The organism is Dyella terrae, from assembly GCF_004322705.1.
Lineage (GTDB): Bacteria > Pseudomonadota > Gammaproteobacteria > Xanthomonadales > Rhodanobacteraceae > Dyella_D > Dyella_D terrae.
This window is the reverse complement of the sequence record NZ_SIZZ01000002.1, coordinates 657816-671010: the sequence shown is the minus strand read 5'-3', so window position 1 is coordinate 671010 and position 13195 is coordinate 657816. Positions and strand designations below refer to the sequence as shown.

Annotated in this window: 13 protein-coding genes and 1 other RNA gene; 11 read left to right on the top strand and 3 right to left on the bottom strand. The window is 59.0% G+C overall.

Translation table 11 applies throughout. From position 1 onward, the window contains the following. Window positions 1-187: 187 nt before the first annotated feature. The 3 genes from mraZ to rsmI all read right to left on the bottom strand — a co-directional run bounded on the left by mraZ (window position 188) and on the right by rsmI (window position 2213). The gene (gene mraZ / locus EYV96_RS13845; protein ID WP_131152121.1) at window positions 188-634 is read right to left on the bottom strand and encodes a division/cell wall cluster transcriptional repressor MraZ; all 447 of its coding nucleotides are present in this window, start codon (window positions 632-634) and stop codon (window positions 188-190) included. A gap of 323 nt (window positions 635-957) precedes the next feature. After that, window positions 958-1324: RNase P RNA component class A (rnpB, locus tag EYV96_RS13840), an RNA gene on the bottom strand. Between the two features lie 55 nt (window positions 1325-1379). Beyond that, entirely contained in the window at window positions 1380-2213 is an 834-nt protein-coding gene (gene rsmI / locus EYV96_RS13835) for a 16S rRNA (cytidine(1402)-2'-O)-methyltransferase (RefSeq protein ID WP_131152120.1), read from the bottom strand. Between the two features lie 89 nt (window positions 2214-2302). On the opposite strand from rsmI, the gene EYV96_RS13830 reads away from it, so the two are divergent. The 11 genes from EYV96_RS13830 to EYV96_RS13780 all read left to right on the top strand — a co-directional run bounded on the left by EYV96_RS13830 (window position 2303) and on the right by EYV96_RS13780 (window position 13176). Then, the gene (locus tag EYV96_RS13830) at window positions 2303-4123 is read left to right on the top strand and encodes a penicillin-binding protein activator (RefSeq protein ID WP_131152119.1); all 1821 of its coding nucleotides are present in this window, start codon (window positions 2303-2305) and stop codon (window positions 4121-4123) included. Beyond that, entirely contained in the window at window positions 4123-4479 is a 357-nt protein-coding gene (locus tag EYV96_RS13825; RefSeq protein WP_131152118.1) for a YraN family protein, read from the top strand. The genes EYV96_RS13830 and EYV96_RS13825 overlap by 1 nt, the downstream gene beginning before the upstream one ends. Window positions 4480-4843: 364 nt before the next feature. Continuing rightward, window positions 4844-5347 (top strand): hypothetical protein, encoded by a 504-nt coding sequence (locus EYV96_RS13820; protein WP_240732555.1) that lies wholly within the window; start codon window positions 4844-4846, stop codon window positions 5345-5347. 32 nt (window positions 5348-5379) lie between these two features. Beyond that, on the top strand, window positions 5380-6147 hold the full coding sequence (locus tag EYV96_RS13815; protein WP_131152117.1) for a VirB8 family type IV secretion system protein: 768 nt from the start codon (window positions 5380-5382) through the stop codon (window positions 6145-6147). A gap of 71 nt (window positions 6148-6218) precedes the next feature. Next, on the top strand, window positions 6219-6992 hold the full coding sequence (locus EYV96_RS13810; RefSeq protein WP_131152116.1) for a TrbG/VirB9 family P-type conjugative transfer protein: 774 nt from the start codon (window positions 6219-6221) through the stop codon (window positions 6990-6992). Beyond that, the gene (locus tag EYV96_RS13805; protein WP_240732554.1) at window positions 6989-8188 is read left to right on the top strand and encodes a TrbI/VirB10 family protein; all 1200 of its coding nucleotides are present in this window, start codon (window positions 6989-6991) and stop codon (window positions 8186-8188) included. The genes EYV96_RS13810 and EYV96_RS13805 overlap by 4 nt, the downstream gene beginning before the upstream one ends. Window positions 8189-8202: 14 nt before the next feature. Next, window positions 8203-9243 carry a P-type DNA transfer ATPase VirB11 gene (gene virB11 / locus EYV96_RS13800; protein ID WP_131152115.1) on the top strand — a complete coding sequence of 347 codons (1041 nt, stop codon included), beginning with the start codon at window positions 8203-8205 and terminating at the stop codon, window positions 9241-9243. A 53-nt stretch (window positions 9244-9296) separates the two neighbouring features. Then, entirely contained in the window at window positions 9297-9995 is a 699-nt protein-coding gene (locus EYV96_RS13795) for a lytic transglycosylase domain-containing protein (protein WP_131152114.1), read from the top strand. 66 nt (window positions 9996-10061) lie between these two features. After that, window positions 10062-10433 (top strand): TrbC/VirB2 family protein, encoded by a 372-nt coding sequence (locus tag EYV96_RS13790; RefSeq protein WP_240732552.1) that lies wholly within the window; start codon window positions 10062-10064, stop codon window positions 10431-10433. Continuing rightward, window positions 10426-10722 (top strand): VirB3 family type IV secretion system protein, encoded by a 297-nt coding sequence (locus tag EYV96_RS13785; protein ID WP_131152112.1) that lies wholly within the window; start codon window positions 10426-10428, stop codon window positions 10720-10722. The genes EYV96_RS13790 and EYV96_RS13785 overlap by 8 nt, the downstream gene beginning before the upstream one ends. Before the next feature lie 39 nt (window positions 10723-10761). Next, the gene (locus tag EYV96_RS13780; RefSeq protein WP_131152111.1) at window positions 10762-13176 is read left to right on the top strand and encodes a VirB4 family type IV secretion/conjugal transfer ATPase; all 2415 of its coding nucleotides are present in this window, start codon (window positions 10762-10764) and stop codon (window positions 13174-13176) included. The last annotated feature ends 19 nt before the right edge of the window (window positions 13177-13195 follow it).

Below are 13195 nucleotides of genomic sequence, written 5' to 3'. Positions count from 1 at the left end.
CGAGGTAATCAGCTACTGCGTGTGTGAGACCCGAAGAACTTCCGGGCCCATACACCCGCTGTCGCATGACAGCCACTGCATGGCCACTTGCCGGGCGCGACTTGACACATAGGTCCAGGCTCTTGGCCATGCCGCACTCCCGCTCCCGTCCCGTTTCTTGCGCTGCGCCGCAACCGCCCGGAGGCCGTTACAGACGCAGGTCAGCCATTTCGTCGGTGATGTCGTCTTCGCCGATGGTCTGGCGGATCTTCGCGAGGTGCGCCTGTTCGCTCCAAAGCTCGAACTTGTTGCCCATGCCCAGCAGCACCGCTTTCTTCTCGATGCCTGCCGCCGCGCGCTGACTTGCGGGCAACAGGATGCGAGCAGCGCTATCGGGCTCGACGACAGTCGCGGCACCCACCAGCTTCATCTGCATGTCGCGGTGGGCGGCCTTCACCTTGGGCAGCGCATTGACCTGGTCGCGTACCTGCTCCCACTCCCCGTACGGAAACACCCACAGACAGCCGGGCTCGAACGGGTTGTAGGTGATCACCAGACGATTGGCACAGACGCCCGCCACCTGATCCCGATATGCAGTCGGGATGGCCAGGCGGCCCTTATCGTCAACAGTGATGGCGGTTTCACCCTGGAACACGACCAATAGGCTCCACGAATTCCCACGATTTCACACCGGAACCCACGATAGTCTCGCCCTATGAGACTGTCAAGGGATTTTTGCTTGTGAATCAATGAGAAAGGCAAGGGTGTGGCAGTAATTCCAGCCTTTTCTCAGGAAGCATCCAGAGGTGTTTGAATGCAGGAGATTTTTTGCGCCAGGCGTGATGCCTAGGAAGGTACTTACAGACCCTTCGAAGGCCCTTCAGATGAATCCGCATTCATCCGAGCCTTACATCCGGACAAATCTCACCCACATCCCCGCCAAAGGCGGGAATGTGAATGAGCTCATCCGTGATAAAGAGGTGGAGTCGGCCTATAAGCCGGGTTCTGTACGCCTTGCGACGCGACAGTCATTCCTCTCGGCCTGGCGTCACCGCCAGGCTCCAGCAACCTACCCGGGAACAACGCGGGCCACGTTAGCGTTCCCCTATTTGGTCTTGCTCCGAGTGGGGTTTACCGTGCCACGCGGCGTTAGCCCCGCGCGCGGTGCGCTCTTACCGCACCGTTTCACCCTTACCACGCACGCCCGGAGGCGCCGTTCGGCGGTTTGCTTTCTGTTGCACTGGCCGTCGGCTCACGCCGCCCAGGAGTTACCTGGCACTCTGCCCTATGGAGCCCGGACTTTCCTCGATGCACTTGCGTGCGACGCGACTGTCCGGCCGACTCCGCCGCGCATTCTATAGGAAGGTGATCTCAGGCCCCAGCGTTACCTGAGTGCCGGTTCAGTCGCCGGAGCCGTAAAGTGCCTTGCGCGGCGCACCCGTGATCGCCGCGGCCAGCTTGGCCGCCTTCGCCGGCGGCAGCTCTTCCTTAAGGATGCCGAAGACGCGCAGTCCCTCGGCCACGCGCCCGTCCGCATCCTCGCCCCGCCCGCGCACCATCAGCACGAACTCGCCCTTCTGCTGGTCGGTGTCCCGCACCACGTGCCGGGCCAGCTCGCCCAGCGGCTCGCCCAGCACCGTTTCGAACAGTTTGGTCAGCTCGCGCGCCAGCACCGCCTCGCGCTCGGCACCGAACACCTCGGCCATGTCGGCCAGGCTCTCAGCGACGCGATGGGAGGACTCATAAAAGATAAGCGTGCGCGTATCGCCAGCGAGCTCTTGCAGACGCGCCTTGCGCGCCGACGACTTCGGCGGCAGGAACCCCTCGAACACGAAGCGATCACTGGGCAGCCCCGACACCGACAGCGCCGCGATCGCCGCGCACGCGCCCGGCACCGGCACACATTTAATACCCGCCGCACGCGCCGCACGCACCAGCCGGTAACCCGGATCGCTGATCAGCGGCGTGCCCGCGTCGGAGATCAGCGCCACCGATTCCCCGCGCAGCATGCGCTGGATGATCGCATCCACCGCGTCGCGCTCGTTGTGCTCATGCAGGGCGATCTGCGGCGTGGCGATGTTGTAATGCATAAGGAGTGGACGACTGTGCCGCGTGTCTTCGCAGGCAATCACGTCCACCGATCGCAAGGTTTCGACGGCGCGCACCGAGAAGTCGTCGCGATGGCCGATGGGCGTGGCAACCACCCACAGGCATCCGGGTTGTTCATGTGACATCTGCGGCATTCCTCGGCGTGGGGCTGGCGATACGATCGGCTATGATCGCCCATCTGCCCGTCATATCGACAGAATCCAAGGGACGTCCCATGCGCCTGATTCGCGCCGCAGGCCTCGGCCTGCTGATATCGCTGGCCCTTTCCGGATGCGTTACGGCTCCCACGCCGCGCACCCAGGCCGAACTATCCGCCGAACAGAGCGCCAGCGCGCTGGCGTCGCAAGGCAAGTTCAGTGATGCCGCCAGGGCCTACCTCGCCCTGGCGCAGACCTCGCCCGGCCACGCCGATTACTACCAGCTGCTCGCCGCCGAGGCCTATCGCCAGGATGGCCAGCTCGCCCAGGCCGCGCCCTTCCTCAACACCATCAAGCGCCAACGCCTCACCGATGACCAGCCGGTACGCCTGGATCTGCTTCAGGCCGAATACGCGCTGACCCAGCACGACCCGCGCCGCGCCCTGCAGCTCACCACGCAACCGGAAGTGGCCGTGCCCGCCGCCTTGCGCCTGCGCCTGCTGGAACTTCGCGCCACCGCGCAATTCGACAGCAACGACTTCTGGGGTTCCGCGCACAGCCGCGTCGAGATGGATGCGCAGCTGAGCGGCCTCGACCAGAGCCAGAACCGCAAGCAGATCCTTGCCGCCCTCACCAAGCTCGGCGCCGATCCGCTCAAGCAGCGCGCAGCCGCCATGCAGCAAGGCGACATCATGCTGCCGTGGGTCAACGAAGCCCTGAACCAGCTCGGCGTCGCCGTCGCCCGCACGGCGCCGCAGCTCGAGCAGCAAGTCGGCACCATGATGCCGGGCCAGAACGCCAACGTGCGCGAAGGCTACAAAATGCCCGAGCGCGTGGCCCTGCTCATTCCCGGCAGCGGCAGCTTCGCCGGTGCCGGCGCCGCCATCCGCGAAGGCTTCTTCGCCGCCTACGCCGATGCCTCGCGCAACCACGCACCACGCCCGGAAGTGAAGGTGTACGACAGCGGCGGCACCGCCGCCGGCGCCGTCAAGGCCTACCAGCAAGCCGTCGCCGATGGCGCCAAGCTCGTGGTCGGCCCTCTCACGCGCGGCGAAGTGTCCGCGTTGTTCGGCCTCAACGATCTGCCCGTGCAGCTGCTCGCGCTCAACCACCCTGACGACAAGAGCCTCCCGGCAAGCGGCGTGGCCGAGTTCGGCCTGCTGCCGGAAACCGAAGGCGCACAAGCCGCCGATCACATGATCGAGCGCGGCCTGCACAGTGCCTATGTCGTCGTCGCCGCCGAAGACTTCGGCCAGCGCGCCGCCAACGCCTTCAAGGCCGAGTTCGAAGCGCGCGGCGGCACCGTCGCCGGCCTCGCCAAAGTCAGCGGCATCAACTACGCCCAGGCCATCGCCGGCCTCAACGCCAGCAACGCCGCACAAGACGCCGGCGTGTTTATCAGCATGCGCCCGCAGCAAGCACGCCTGCTCGTGCCGCAGCTGCGCCTCGCCCGCGTCAGCCTGCCCATCTTCGGCACCTCGCACGTCTACGCCGGCAGCGACGACGCCAGCGCCAACCGCGATCTCGACGGCGTCGAATTCTGCGACGCCCCGTGGCTGTTCGACGCCCAACCGGGCCTCCCCAACCACACCGACATCGCCGCGCAACTCCCCGCCGCACGCGGCGCCTCCGCCCGCCTCTTCGCCTTTGGCATGGACGCATGGAGCCTGGTGCCCTACATCGACTGGCTGCGCGAACACGCCGGCAGCTACCTGCCCGGCGCCAGCGGCCAACTCACCGCCGACCAGTTCGGCCGCGTCCGCCGCGTCCTTGTCTGGGCCCGCTTCGACGAAGGCATCGCCAAACCGCTAAGCGGCAGCCTGGAACTCGACAACGCGCCGATGCAGGCGCCGCCGGTGACTGATGATCAGAACGCGACGCCGCCGCCGCAGGGTTGATGCGGGCAGCAGGAGCACTTTTTGAAGAGCGCGCTTGCAAGGAATTGCAGCGCGCCGGGCTTCAACTGATCGAACGCAACTACACGACGCGCTTTGGCGAGATCGATCTCGTCATGCGAGATGATGAATCCATCGTCTTCGTGGAAGTGAGGCATCGACTGCGCGCCACGCAAGGTGGGGCTGCCGCATCGGTAACAGCGCCCAAGCAACGAAAGCTGATTGCAGCAGCACAGCTTTGGCTCGCGACCCATTCGCGTTACGTCCATGCGCCGTGCCGTTTCGATGTCGTTGCGCACGACGGCCCTTTTGAGTCCGCTCAAATGACATGGTACCGCTCCGCGTTTGAGCAGGTTTGAGGACGCGGCCTTTTGGGAGCAGCATTCCCACGAGTCGCAGCGCCAAACGAGCATCCGCATTGTCATCATGCGTCGTGGGTTGACGAACACCCCCACCGCGGGTGCCACGGTAATAGGACTACACGCACTGACTGAATGCCCTGATCACAAGCCGGGGCGAAAGTCGGGCCGATCGGGGTTGTTCCCAATGCGCAACTCGCGGACCATTTGCACTCGTCGCGAAGGCCATCAGCACCGCTCAAAACGGCACCGCTGCAATTCCTTCGCCAGGCAGCCGATCACGCTGTGATCGCTCACCACCGACCACTCAATCCCGAAATCGCTGATGAAATCAGCGGTACGGACTCGCTCGCCCGGAGACAACATGACCTGTGCGATCCAACTTGTGTCATCCGCATGGAGATGTGTCCGGCCGGAACCAGGCCGCGGCGCATTTCGACACACGCTTCTCGCCATCGTGTTCGCCGCCCTCGCCGCATGCGGACCGCCAAGGGCGCCTGATTATGGCGGCCGGTGGAAGCCCATCAATCATTACGCAAGAAGCACCACGGGCATACCGATCGACCCTGCCTACGTCTACTTCGCATCACCGCTAGATACCACGTTGACCCATCTCCTGCTGCGATGGGCTAAAGACAGCGGCCGGCGACTCGACTACGGCGTCGCAGAAGATTTCACGCTCCATCAGCCAGTCAGCCGCATTCACACCACCGATATCACACGCGCTGCCGATGAATTGAACCGCATCTACCTTCCACAAGGCATCCGGGTCGACATTGAGCCGCTTCGCATTGTCGTACGCAGCGCGAACCCGCCATCTGAATCAACCACGTCAGGCAATACCGGCACCGGCAACAACGGCGCCTGAAGAAGAAACCTCCAGACAACCTGCGCAAAACAATGCACAAGAACAAAAACTCAACGAGAGTGGAAGAGACCGTCAAACGCGGGATCAATTTCGAGGTGACGCTCGAAGAAATGTCCCGAAGGAGCGAGCGCCGCGCATGGTGGGTTGCTTCGGCAGCGATGGTCGCCACGGTGGTTCTCGCAGGCGGATATATCTTTGTCATTCCACTTAAGGAAAAGACACCCTTCCTGGTTATGGCCGACGCATACACCGGAACATCCACCGTTTCACGGCTCGCTGATGATCGCACGCTCGGCCAGATCACGACCAGCGAGGCCGTCAATCGCAGCCACATTGCCCGTTACGTCATGGCTCGCGAGTCCTACGACGAGGCCATCATGCGCATGCGTGACTGGAAGACAGTTTTCGTCATGTCGTCGCCAGGAGTCGCCTCCGCCTATCGCGCAATCTACGCCGACAGTAATCCTGATAGTCCGTACGTCGTGTACGGAAAGGAACGAGCTCTCCGGGTCCGGATCCTGAGCATCGTGCTTCACAGTAGCGCAACCAACAAAGCGCCCACCGGCGCAACGGTTAGATTCCAACGATCGGTATATGCCAAGTCTTCCGGGACGTCCGTCTTGCTGGACGGCAAGATCGCTACCCTGACTTATTCCTACAAGCCTGGATTGAAAATGGATGAACGGGATCGTGTTGAGAATCCGCTCGGATTCCAGGTTTCGAACTACCGGATAGACGATGACTTCGGCGAGAGCGTCAAACCGGGAGAAAGTCATGCCATCGAAGAGACCACATCATGACATGCCTCGCTCACAACCACTCACTCTCAATTCGCCCAGGCCGCATCAATGGCCCTTCATGCATCCACCGAATGAAGAGGCACTACTCAGCTTTCGCCTACCTCACCCTTCTTTCCGGAATGCTGACAGTGGATGCACACGCAGACGCCGTGAGCCGACTTGGCTTTGAGCGAGACAAAGTCATGGAAGTGCGCACAGGTCTCGGCATCACAACTCAGGTCGAGCTCGACAAGCACGAAAAGGTTCTTGATTTCAGCAGCGGATTCAGCAGCGGCTGGAGCCTGTCCCGGAGGGACAATGTCTTCTACGTACGCCCCAAAGACGTAGACGTTGACACCAATCTGATCGTACGAACGGAGTCGCGCACCTACATCTTTGAACTCAAGGTGGTAGCAACTGACTGGAAAACGATTGAACAGGCCAAAAAGAGGGGCGTTCAATATCGGGTCATCGTGACCCCGCCCGATGCTGCTGAAATCGCGGCTGACCCCGCTCAAGACCGGCAGGAGACGATCGCGCCCCCTGAATTGAGCACTGATCTTCTGAAGGAACGTCGCTACAACTTCAACTACGACTATTCGACCCACGACCGCACCCACCCATGGTTGATACCGGTCAACGCGTACGACGACGGTCGATTCACGTATCTACGCATGGCGCGGCACCCTGGCTCCCCCTCAGGAGACTTCCCAGCCATTTTCGCGAGAGAGAAGGCGCACGGAGAAGAGTCCATGATCAATACAAGCGTCTCTGGCGACACTATCGTCGTCCACGGCACCTACCCCTATCTGATCATTAGACATGGCCGGCGCGTCGTAGGCATTCGAAGGAATGCCACGAAGTGAACGAACAGAATCCATACGAACGCCAAAATGAAAGCACACAGTCACCAGGCAAAGGCAATCCCGACGATGGCGTAAAGGCCACCCCTCCCTCCTCACATCCCAATCTCGAAGAAGCAGCACCTCGCTTGAGTACGCTTTCCGCGGAGGGCCGCGGCGCGCGCCCCATTTTGATGATGGCTGCCATCGCAACCCTTCTGGCCACCACCACTGCGCTGCTATTTGGCGCGATTGGCTCCCGTGGAGGGAAAGAGCCGACGCGAAACCCAGAGGAGCTAGTTACTGTACCCGCTGCACCGAGTAAACCCATCCGGACGAGTACCGTCCGATCGCAGCCATCTGCACCTATCCCTCTGGCCAATTTACCGACATCTCGAGAGCCCACTTCACCACAACTTGCTTTGATTCCTAAGCCGAACGCAGAGCGGGAATCTCTCCTTGAACGCAGAAAGCAAGCGGGAGACACCGGCATCCTGCCAGGGGTCGGCATACCCGGCGGCATACCCGGCGCTATTTCCGAACCGTCGGCCGCGAATGCACTTGTCAGTTCGCTTGGCGCCGGCGTCCGCAAAGCCGCAGCCGGCCAACCCGATAAGGCCTACGCCCTCGAACAGAAAGACACCTTGATGGCCCAAGGCACTTCCATACGGTGCGCACTTCAAACTCGGATCATCACCGACCACCCCGGCTTTGCTTCTTGCGTGGTGACAGAGCCAGTCTACTCGTTCACGGGTAAGCATCTCCTATTACCCAAAGGCACCAAAGTAATGGGTCAGTACGACGCCGAACCCGACTCAGGAAGAATTGGCGTCATCTGGGAGCGCGCCATTACTCCCAATGGAGTGAACATCGACATGGAAAGTCCCGGCGTTGACAATCTTGGTAGCGCAGGCCACCCGGGTCACTATTCCGCCCACTGGGGAAGTCGAATCTCCGCAGCGCTTTGGATCAGCATCTTCAGTGACGCCTTCAAATACGCAGGCGCCAAATATGGCCCCACACAGACGAGCACCAGCAGCGGAATCGTCACGCAAGACCCGTTCGAGAGTAATACGGCGGAAACCATCCAAAACATCGCAAAGCAGGCAGTTCGACGTGCGGCCAACCGGCCAGCCACCGTCACCATCAACCAAGGCACGATCGTAAGCATCTTCGTTGCGAAAGATGTCGACTTCAGCCAAACCATTAAAGCGCATTGATCGTCATTCCATCCATGCACAAACTCGCTACAAACCCATTCCTTCAACATCAGTACGCTGCGCTTGGCATAGCGGAGCTGATGGAATGTCCTGACGTAACTGAGATATGTGTCAATAAACCCGGCCAGATCTATGTCGAACGAAACGGCATATGGCAATGTCATCCTGCACCAACATTGACACTCGAACGCGCACTCCAGTTCTGCACCGCTGTCGTGAACGAGAGCCACACAGGCCAGCGAATTACAACGATGGATCCCGTCGTTTCCCTCACCTTCCCCACTGGTCAACGCGCCCAGTTCGTCATTCCTCCAGCCTGCGAATCAGGCACTTTGTCGATTACGATCAGACTACCTTCAAGGACATCGCGCTCACTTTGCGACTATGAACGCGATGGATTCTTCAGCGAGCTTGCCGATCGACAATCGGTCATGCCTCCGGAAGATGTACGCATGCTGGAGCTCAAGTCAGATGGTAGATACGCTGAGTTCTTCAAGGCGGCTGTTTCATGCAGAAAGAATGTAGTTGTCGCTGGGGCTACAGGAAGCGGCAAGACAACTTTCATGAAGGCCCTGGTAAGCCAGATCCCGTCACACGAGCGCCTGATAACCATCGAAGATGCGCGGGAGCTCTTTCTGCAACAGCCCAATGTTGTTCACCTGCTCTACTCCAAAGGGGGGCAGAGCGACAGCAACGTAACCGCCAAGACCTGCATGGAAGCCTGTCTACGCATGAAGCCCGACAGGATCCTCCTTGCGGAGCTTCGGGGTGACGAGTCCTTTTTCTTTATACGCAATTGTGCGTCGGGCCATCCCGGGTCGATCACTAGCTGTCACGCGGGTAGCGCAGAGCAGGCCTGGGATCAGCTAGCACTGATGATCAAGGCGTCCGCAGAAGGATCGGGTCTCGAATTCAACACCATCAAGGACCTTCTGAAAATGACGATCGACATTGTGGTCCATATCGCTTCCCATCAGGGAAAGCGAAGAATCACCGATATCGACTTCCGGCCTCCGGGTGCTTCGGATCATGAAATAGTGAGGAAGCACTCGTGATACCTGTTCTCGATATTTCAAGCTGCGGTGTCTCACCCGAGACCGCGCGAGTCATGCACCACATTGTCCGAGTGGAGTCGAATTACAATCCCTACGCCATTGGTGTAGTCGGCGGACACCTGGTTCGTCAGCCTAAAAACCTCGGCGAAGCAGTAAGCACCGCCGACATGCTTGAACGAACAGGCCGAAACTACTCCCTTGGCCTGGCGCAACTCAACAAATCAAACTTTGCCGCCTACGCAATCGCCACTCCTGCCGATGCGTTCGATCCGTGCACCAATCTTCGCGCAGGATCAAGCGTACTCGAACAGTGCCGGACGAGAGCAGATGGTGATTGGCCGAAGGCCATCAGTTGCTACTACTCAGGAAACTTCACGACAGGCTTTCGCCACGGGTATGTGGGCAAGGTACTGACGTCAATGCGAGGCACCGCACGCGCGCCCGCATGGGCTCGACGCAAGAAGGATGGGAAATTTCAGGAATCAACTTCCCCCGAACAGGTTGATTCCCAGGAGATGGATGATCTCATCAAGCGCCTCGACCAGGCCCGCGCCACTGGGCGTCAAGAGGCGGCCGCGCTTTCGCCCTCATTTGACGCCAGCAACCAAGATGCTGGGTCACAGGCAAGGCAAAGTCCCAGCGTTCCGGGAAGCCACACCCCAAAGGCCGCGCACGGTCCGTCAGTTGTCACGCCGACGTTTATCGGGAGTGGGTCAGGTCGCGAGGATGGAGACGGCGCTTTTGTGTTCTGACACCCAACACCCAACAGTTTGAAACCACTCAAATTCGCTAACGCACAACCAAGGATGGCCATACCAATGAAATCAGTAGAACGCCTGACGACATTTCAGCTCCTCGCATGGACAGGAATCGCTTGCGCCGCAACTGTGCTACCGGACATCGCATTGGCAGACGGCTTGGCCGGTGCCGATCAAAAAGTCTGCGGCTTCTTTAGCAACGTCAACAATATCCTCAATTTGGCTTCGGTGACCGTTGTCACCATCGCGATCATCTTATCGGGCTATCAGATCGCATTTGCGCACAAACGAATCAGCGACGTCGCACCCATATTGATAGGAGGGATGCTTATCGGCGCAGCGGCTCAGGTCGCCAAAATGCTTATTGGAGAGGAAGGATCCGCAGAACAATGCGCGGCCATGGTCATCTCGGCGCTTCGTTCGTATGCGTAAGAACGTCCTATTCCGCGGCTGCACAAGGCCACCCATGTTTCTAGGCGTCCCGTATGTTCCGTTCTTTCTTGGAGCCGGATCGTGCCTTCTGTTGGCAATGTACGTCAGCATGACGCTGCTGATCTTCGGACCATTCATCGTCGTTGCCATGCAACAGATGGCCAAGCGCGACGAAATGATCTTCAGGCTCCTTGGGCTTCACATCCAAACCCGAATGGGCGTGTCCAATGTCGCGCTTCACGAGGGCCTGTGGGTAGTAAGCCCCCTTGGTGGTCGAGTCACGCCCTGACCGTTCAGGCATTTCAAGTCATATCACGGAGCCAAGGACGTGCCCCAACCCAACGCATATCCTGGAGACAACATCCCCCTTTCCAGCCATGTCTCACCGACAGTTGCCAGGACTAACGGAGGAGACTACGTCATGTGCTGGCGTATGGATGGCTATCCTTTCATCGGGCGCGAAGATTGGGAGATCGAGCACCGGCACGCGACCTTCAACCGTCTCATTCAATCGCTGCGGGCCCCTGACTTCAACAATGTCGCATTCTGGGTGCACGACATACGTCGAAAGGGACGACTGCGAGACGACTCAAGATTCAATCACGTATTTAATCAAGAGCTCTCCGACGCCTACTTTGAAACTCTCTCAAGCCAGCGCCTCATGGTCAACGATCTCTTTCTAACCATGATTTACCGGCCTGAGGTAGTGGCGGGAAGAAGGCGGCGTCGCAATCTGAGCGCAGACAACTTGCGCGCTTTTCAGGAACAAGCCATATCCACCTCCCTGGATCTTGCGGGGGGTGTCGAGGCCGGCCTGAAAGACTACAGTCTTTCCCGACTTGGCCTGTATGAGGGTGCCGGCGGCATCGTCTTTTCGGAGATCTACGAGCTGTTCGGTTACATCATCAACCGCAGCAGCGAGCCCGTGCCTGTTCTCAGCGCGCCTGCGCGCACATACCTTGCCACGAGCACATTCAGGTGCTCGCCAAGCACAGGAAATTTCGTCATAACTGAGCCCGACGGGAGGCATGACTACGGCGCAATGCTTAACATCAAGGAATACCCGGAAGGCACATTTCCCGGAATATTGAATGGCCTCAAGTATCTCAGCTTCGAGTACGTCCTCACACATTCATTCAGCCCGATGGGTCGTCATGAGGCACTGAAGGCTCTGGATCGAACCAAGGGAATGATGATCTCCTCCGGAGACAAAGCGGTCAGTCAGATCGGCGAGCTCGACTATGCGATGGATCAACTCGCTTCGGGGAACTTTGTCCTTGGCGAATACCATTCCAATCTTGCAGTTTACGCAGAATCCCAAGAGCGCCTTTCGCAGAACTTAGCGGCCGCGCGGGCGGAGCTGTCCAACGCGGGGTTCGTGAGCGTTAAGGAGGACATCGCCGTGATGGCTGCCTTCTATGCACAACTGCCCGGGAACTGGCGTTACCGGACGCGCCTGGCAAACGTTAGTTCCCTGAATTTCCTTGGCCTTTCACCACTGCACAATTTTGCCTCCGGAAAGAAGGATGGCAATCCGTGGGGTCCGTGTGTAACAACACTACAGACAACCAATGGACAGCCCTACTACTTCAACTTTCACGCCACGTCCCCTGGCGAGAACTCATTCGGCGAGAAGGCCATTGGAAATACGCTCGTCATCGGAAAGTCCGGAACCGGGAAGACCGCTCTTATCAATTTTCTTCTCAGCCAGGTTCAGAAGCTCGAACCGGTTCCCACCATCTTCTTCTTTGACAAGGATCGTGGAGCCGAAATTTTTGTCAGAGCATGCGGCGGAAACTATCTCGCGCTGGAGAATGGGAAGCCCACGGGATTCAACCCGTTGCATTGTGACGACACACCATCAAATCGCCAGTTCCTTGCCGCTCTTATCAAGGAGCTCGCGGGAAAGAGCGCTTACTCGTCAAGAGAAGAAGAGGATATTCATCGCGCGGTCGCGGCCATACTGGATACGCCCGTTCCCCTAAGAGGTCTCGCCAATCTTCGGAACAGCTTCCCCAACCTTGGCGATGATGGCATCTACACACGGCTAAAGCGGTGGACTTCAGGTCAGTCACTGGGCTGGGTATTCGACAACCCTGAAGACACCATTGATCTGACCAAGGCCAAGATCATCGGCTTTGACTACACGGATCTCATCGATAACACAGAGACCCGATCGCCAGTGATCAATTACCTCCTCCATCGACTGGAAGGATTGATCGACGGACGTCGCCTGATTTATGTCATGGACGAGTTCTGGAAAATTCTTGACGGTGGCGGCGGCCTGAAAGAGTTTGCGAAGAATAAGCAAAAAACGATCCGCAAACAGAACGGCCTCGGGATTTTCGCCACGCAGAGTCCAGAAGACGCACTATCAAGCGACATCGCTGCAGCACTTATCGAGCAGACTGCAACGATGATTCTTTTGCCAAATCCGAATGCCAGCAGGCATGACTACATCAATGGTTTGAAGCTCACCGAAGCTGAATACCAGGTCGTCACCGGTCTTGACGAGCGTTCACGCGCATTCCTCGTGAAGCAGGGCCACTTCGCAAGCGTATGTCAGCTCAATCTGAGGGGCCTGCATGACCCACTGTCAGTGATATCGAGCTCCACCGACAACATTGAGGTTCTCCATGACGTCCTCAAAGAGGAAGCAGACATCAAAGGCGTCTCGATCGAAATGCTGCCCACCAATGAATGGCTTCCAAAGTTCTACGCACGACGGAAAGGAAGTCGTTGAGCGGCGACTCTCTACCGCC

What these genes read in the sequence shown, in the direction of transcription:
- virB11 (WP_131152115.1), top strand. Translation starts at nt 8,203, where the DNA reads ATGCACAAACTCGCTACAAACCCATTCCTTCAACATCAGTACGCTGCG.
- EYV96_RS13820 (WP_240732555.1), top strand. Translation starts at nt 4,844, where the DNA reads ATGACCTGTGCGATCCAACTTGTGTCATCCGCATGGAGATGTGTCCGG.
- EYV96_RS13830 (WP_131152119.1), top strand. Translation starts at nt 2,303, where the DNA reads ATGCGCCTGATTCGCGCCGCAGGCCTCGGCCTGCTGATATCGCTGGCC.
- EYV96_RS13795 (WP_131152114.1), top strand. Translation starts at nt 9,297, where the DNA reads ATGCACCACATTGTCCGAGTGGAGTCGAATTACAATCCCTACGCCATT.
- rsmI (WP_131152120.1), bottom strand. Translation starts at nt 2,213, where the DNA reads ATGTCACATGAACAACCCGGATGCCTGTGGGTGGTTGCCACGCCCATC.
- EYV96_RS13785 (WP_131152112.1), top strand. Translation starts at nt 10,426, where the DNA reads ATGCGTAAGAACGTCCTATTCCGCGGCTGCACAAGGCCACCCATGTTT.
- EYV96_RS13815 (WP_131152117.1), top strand. Translation starts at nt 5,380, where the DNA reads ATGCACAAGAACAAAAACTCAACGAGAGTGGAAGAGACCGTCAAACGC.
- EYV96_RS13810 (WP_131152116.1), top strand. Translation starts at nt 6,219, where the DNA reads ATGAAGAGGCACTACTCAGCTTTCGCCTACCTCACCCTTCTTTCCGGA.
- EYV96_RS13825 (WP_131152118.1), top strand. Translation starts at nt 4,123, where the DNA reads ATGCGGGCAGCAGGAGCACTTTTTGAAGAGCGCGCTTGCAAGGAATTG.
- EYV96_RS13790 (WP_240732552.1), top strand. Translation starts at nt 10,062, where the DNA reads ATGAAATCAGTAGAACGCCTGACGACATTTCAGCTCCTCGCATGGACA.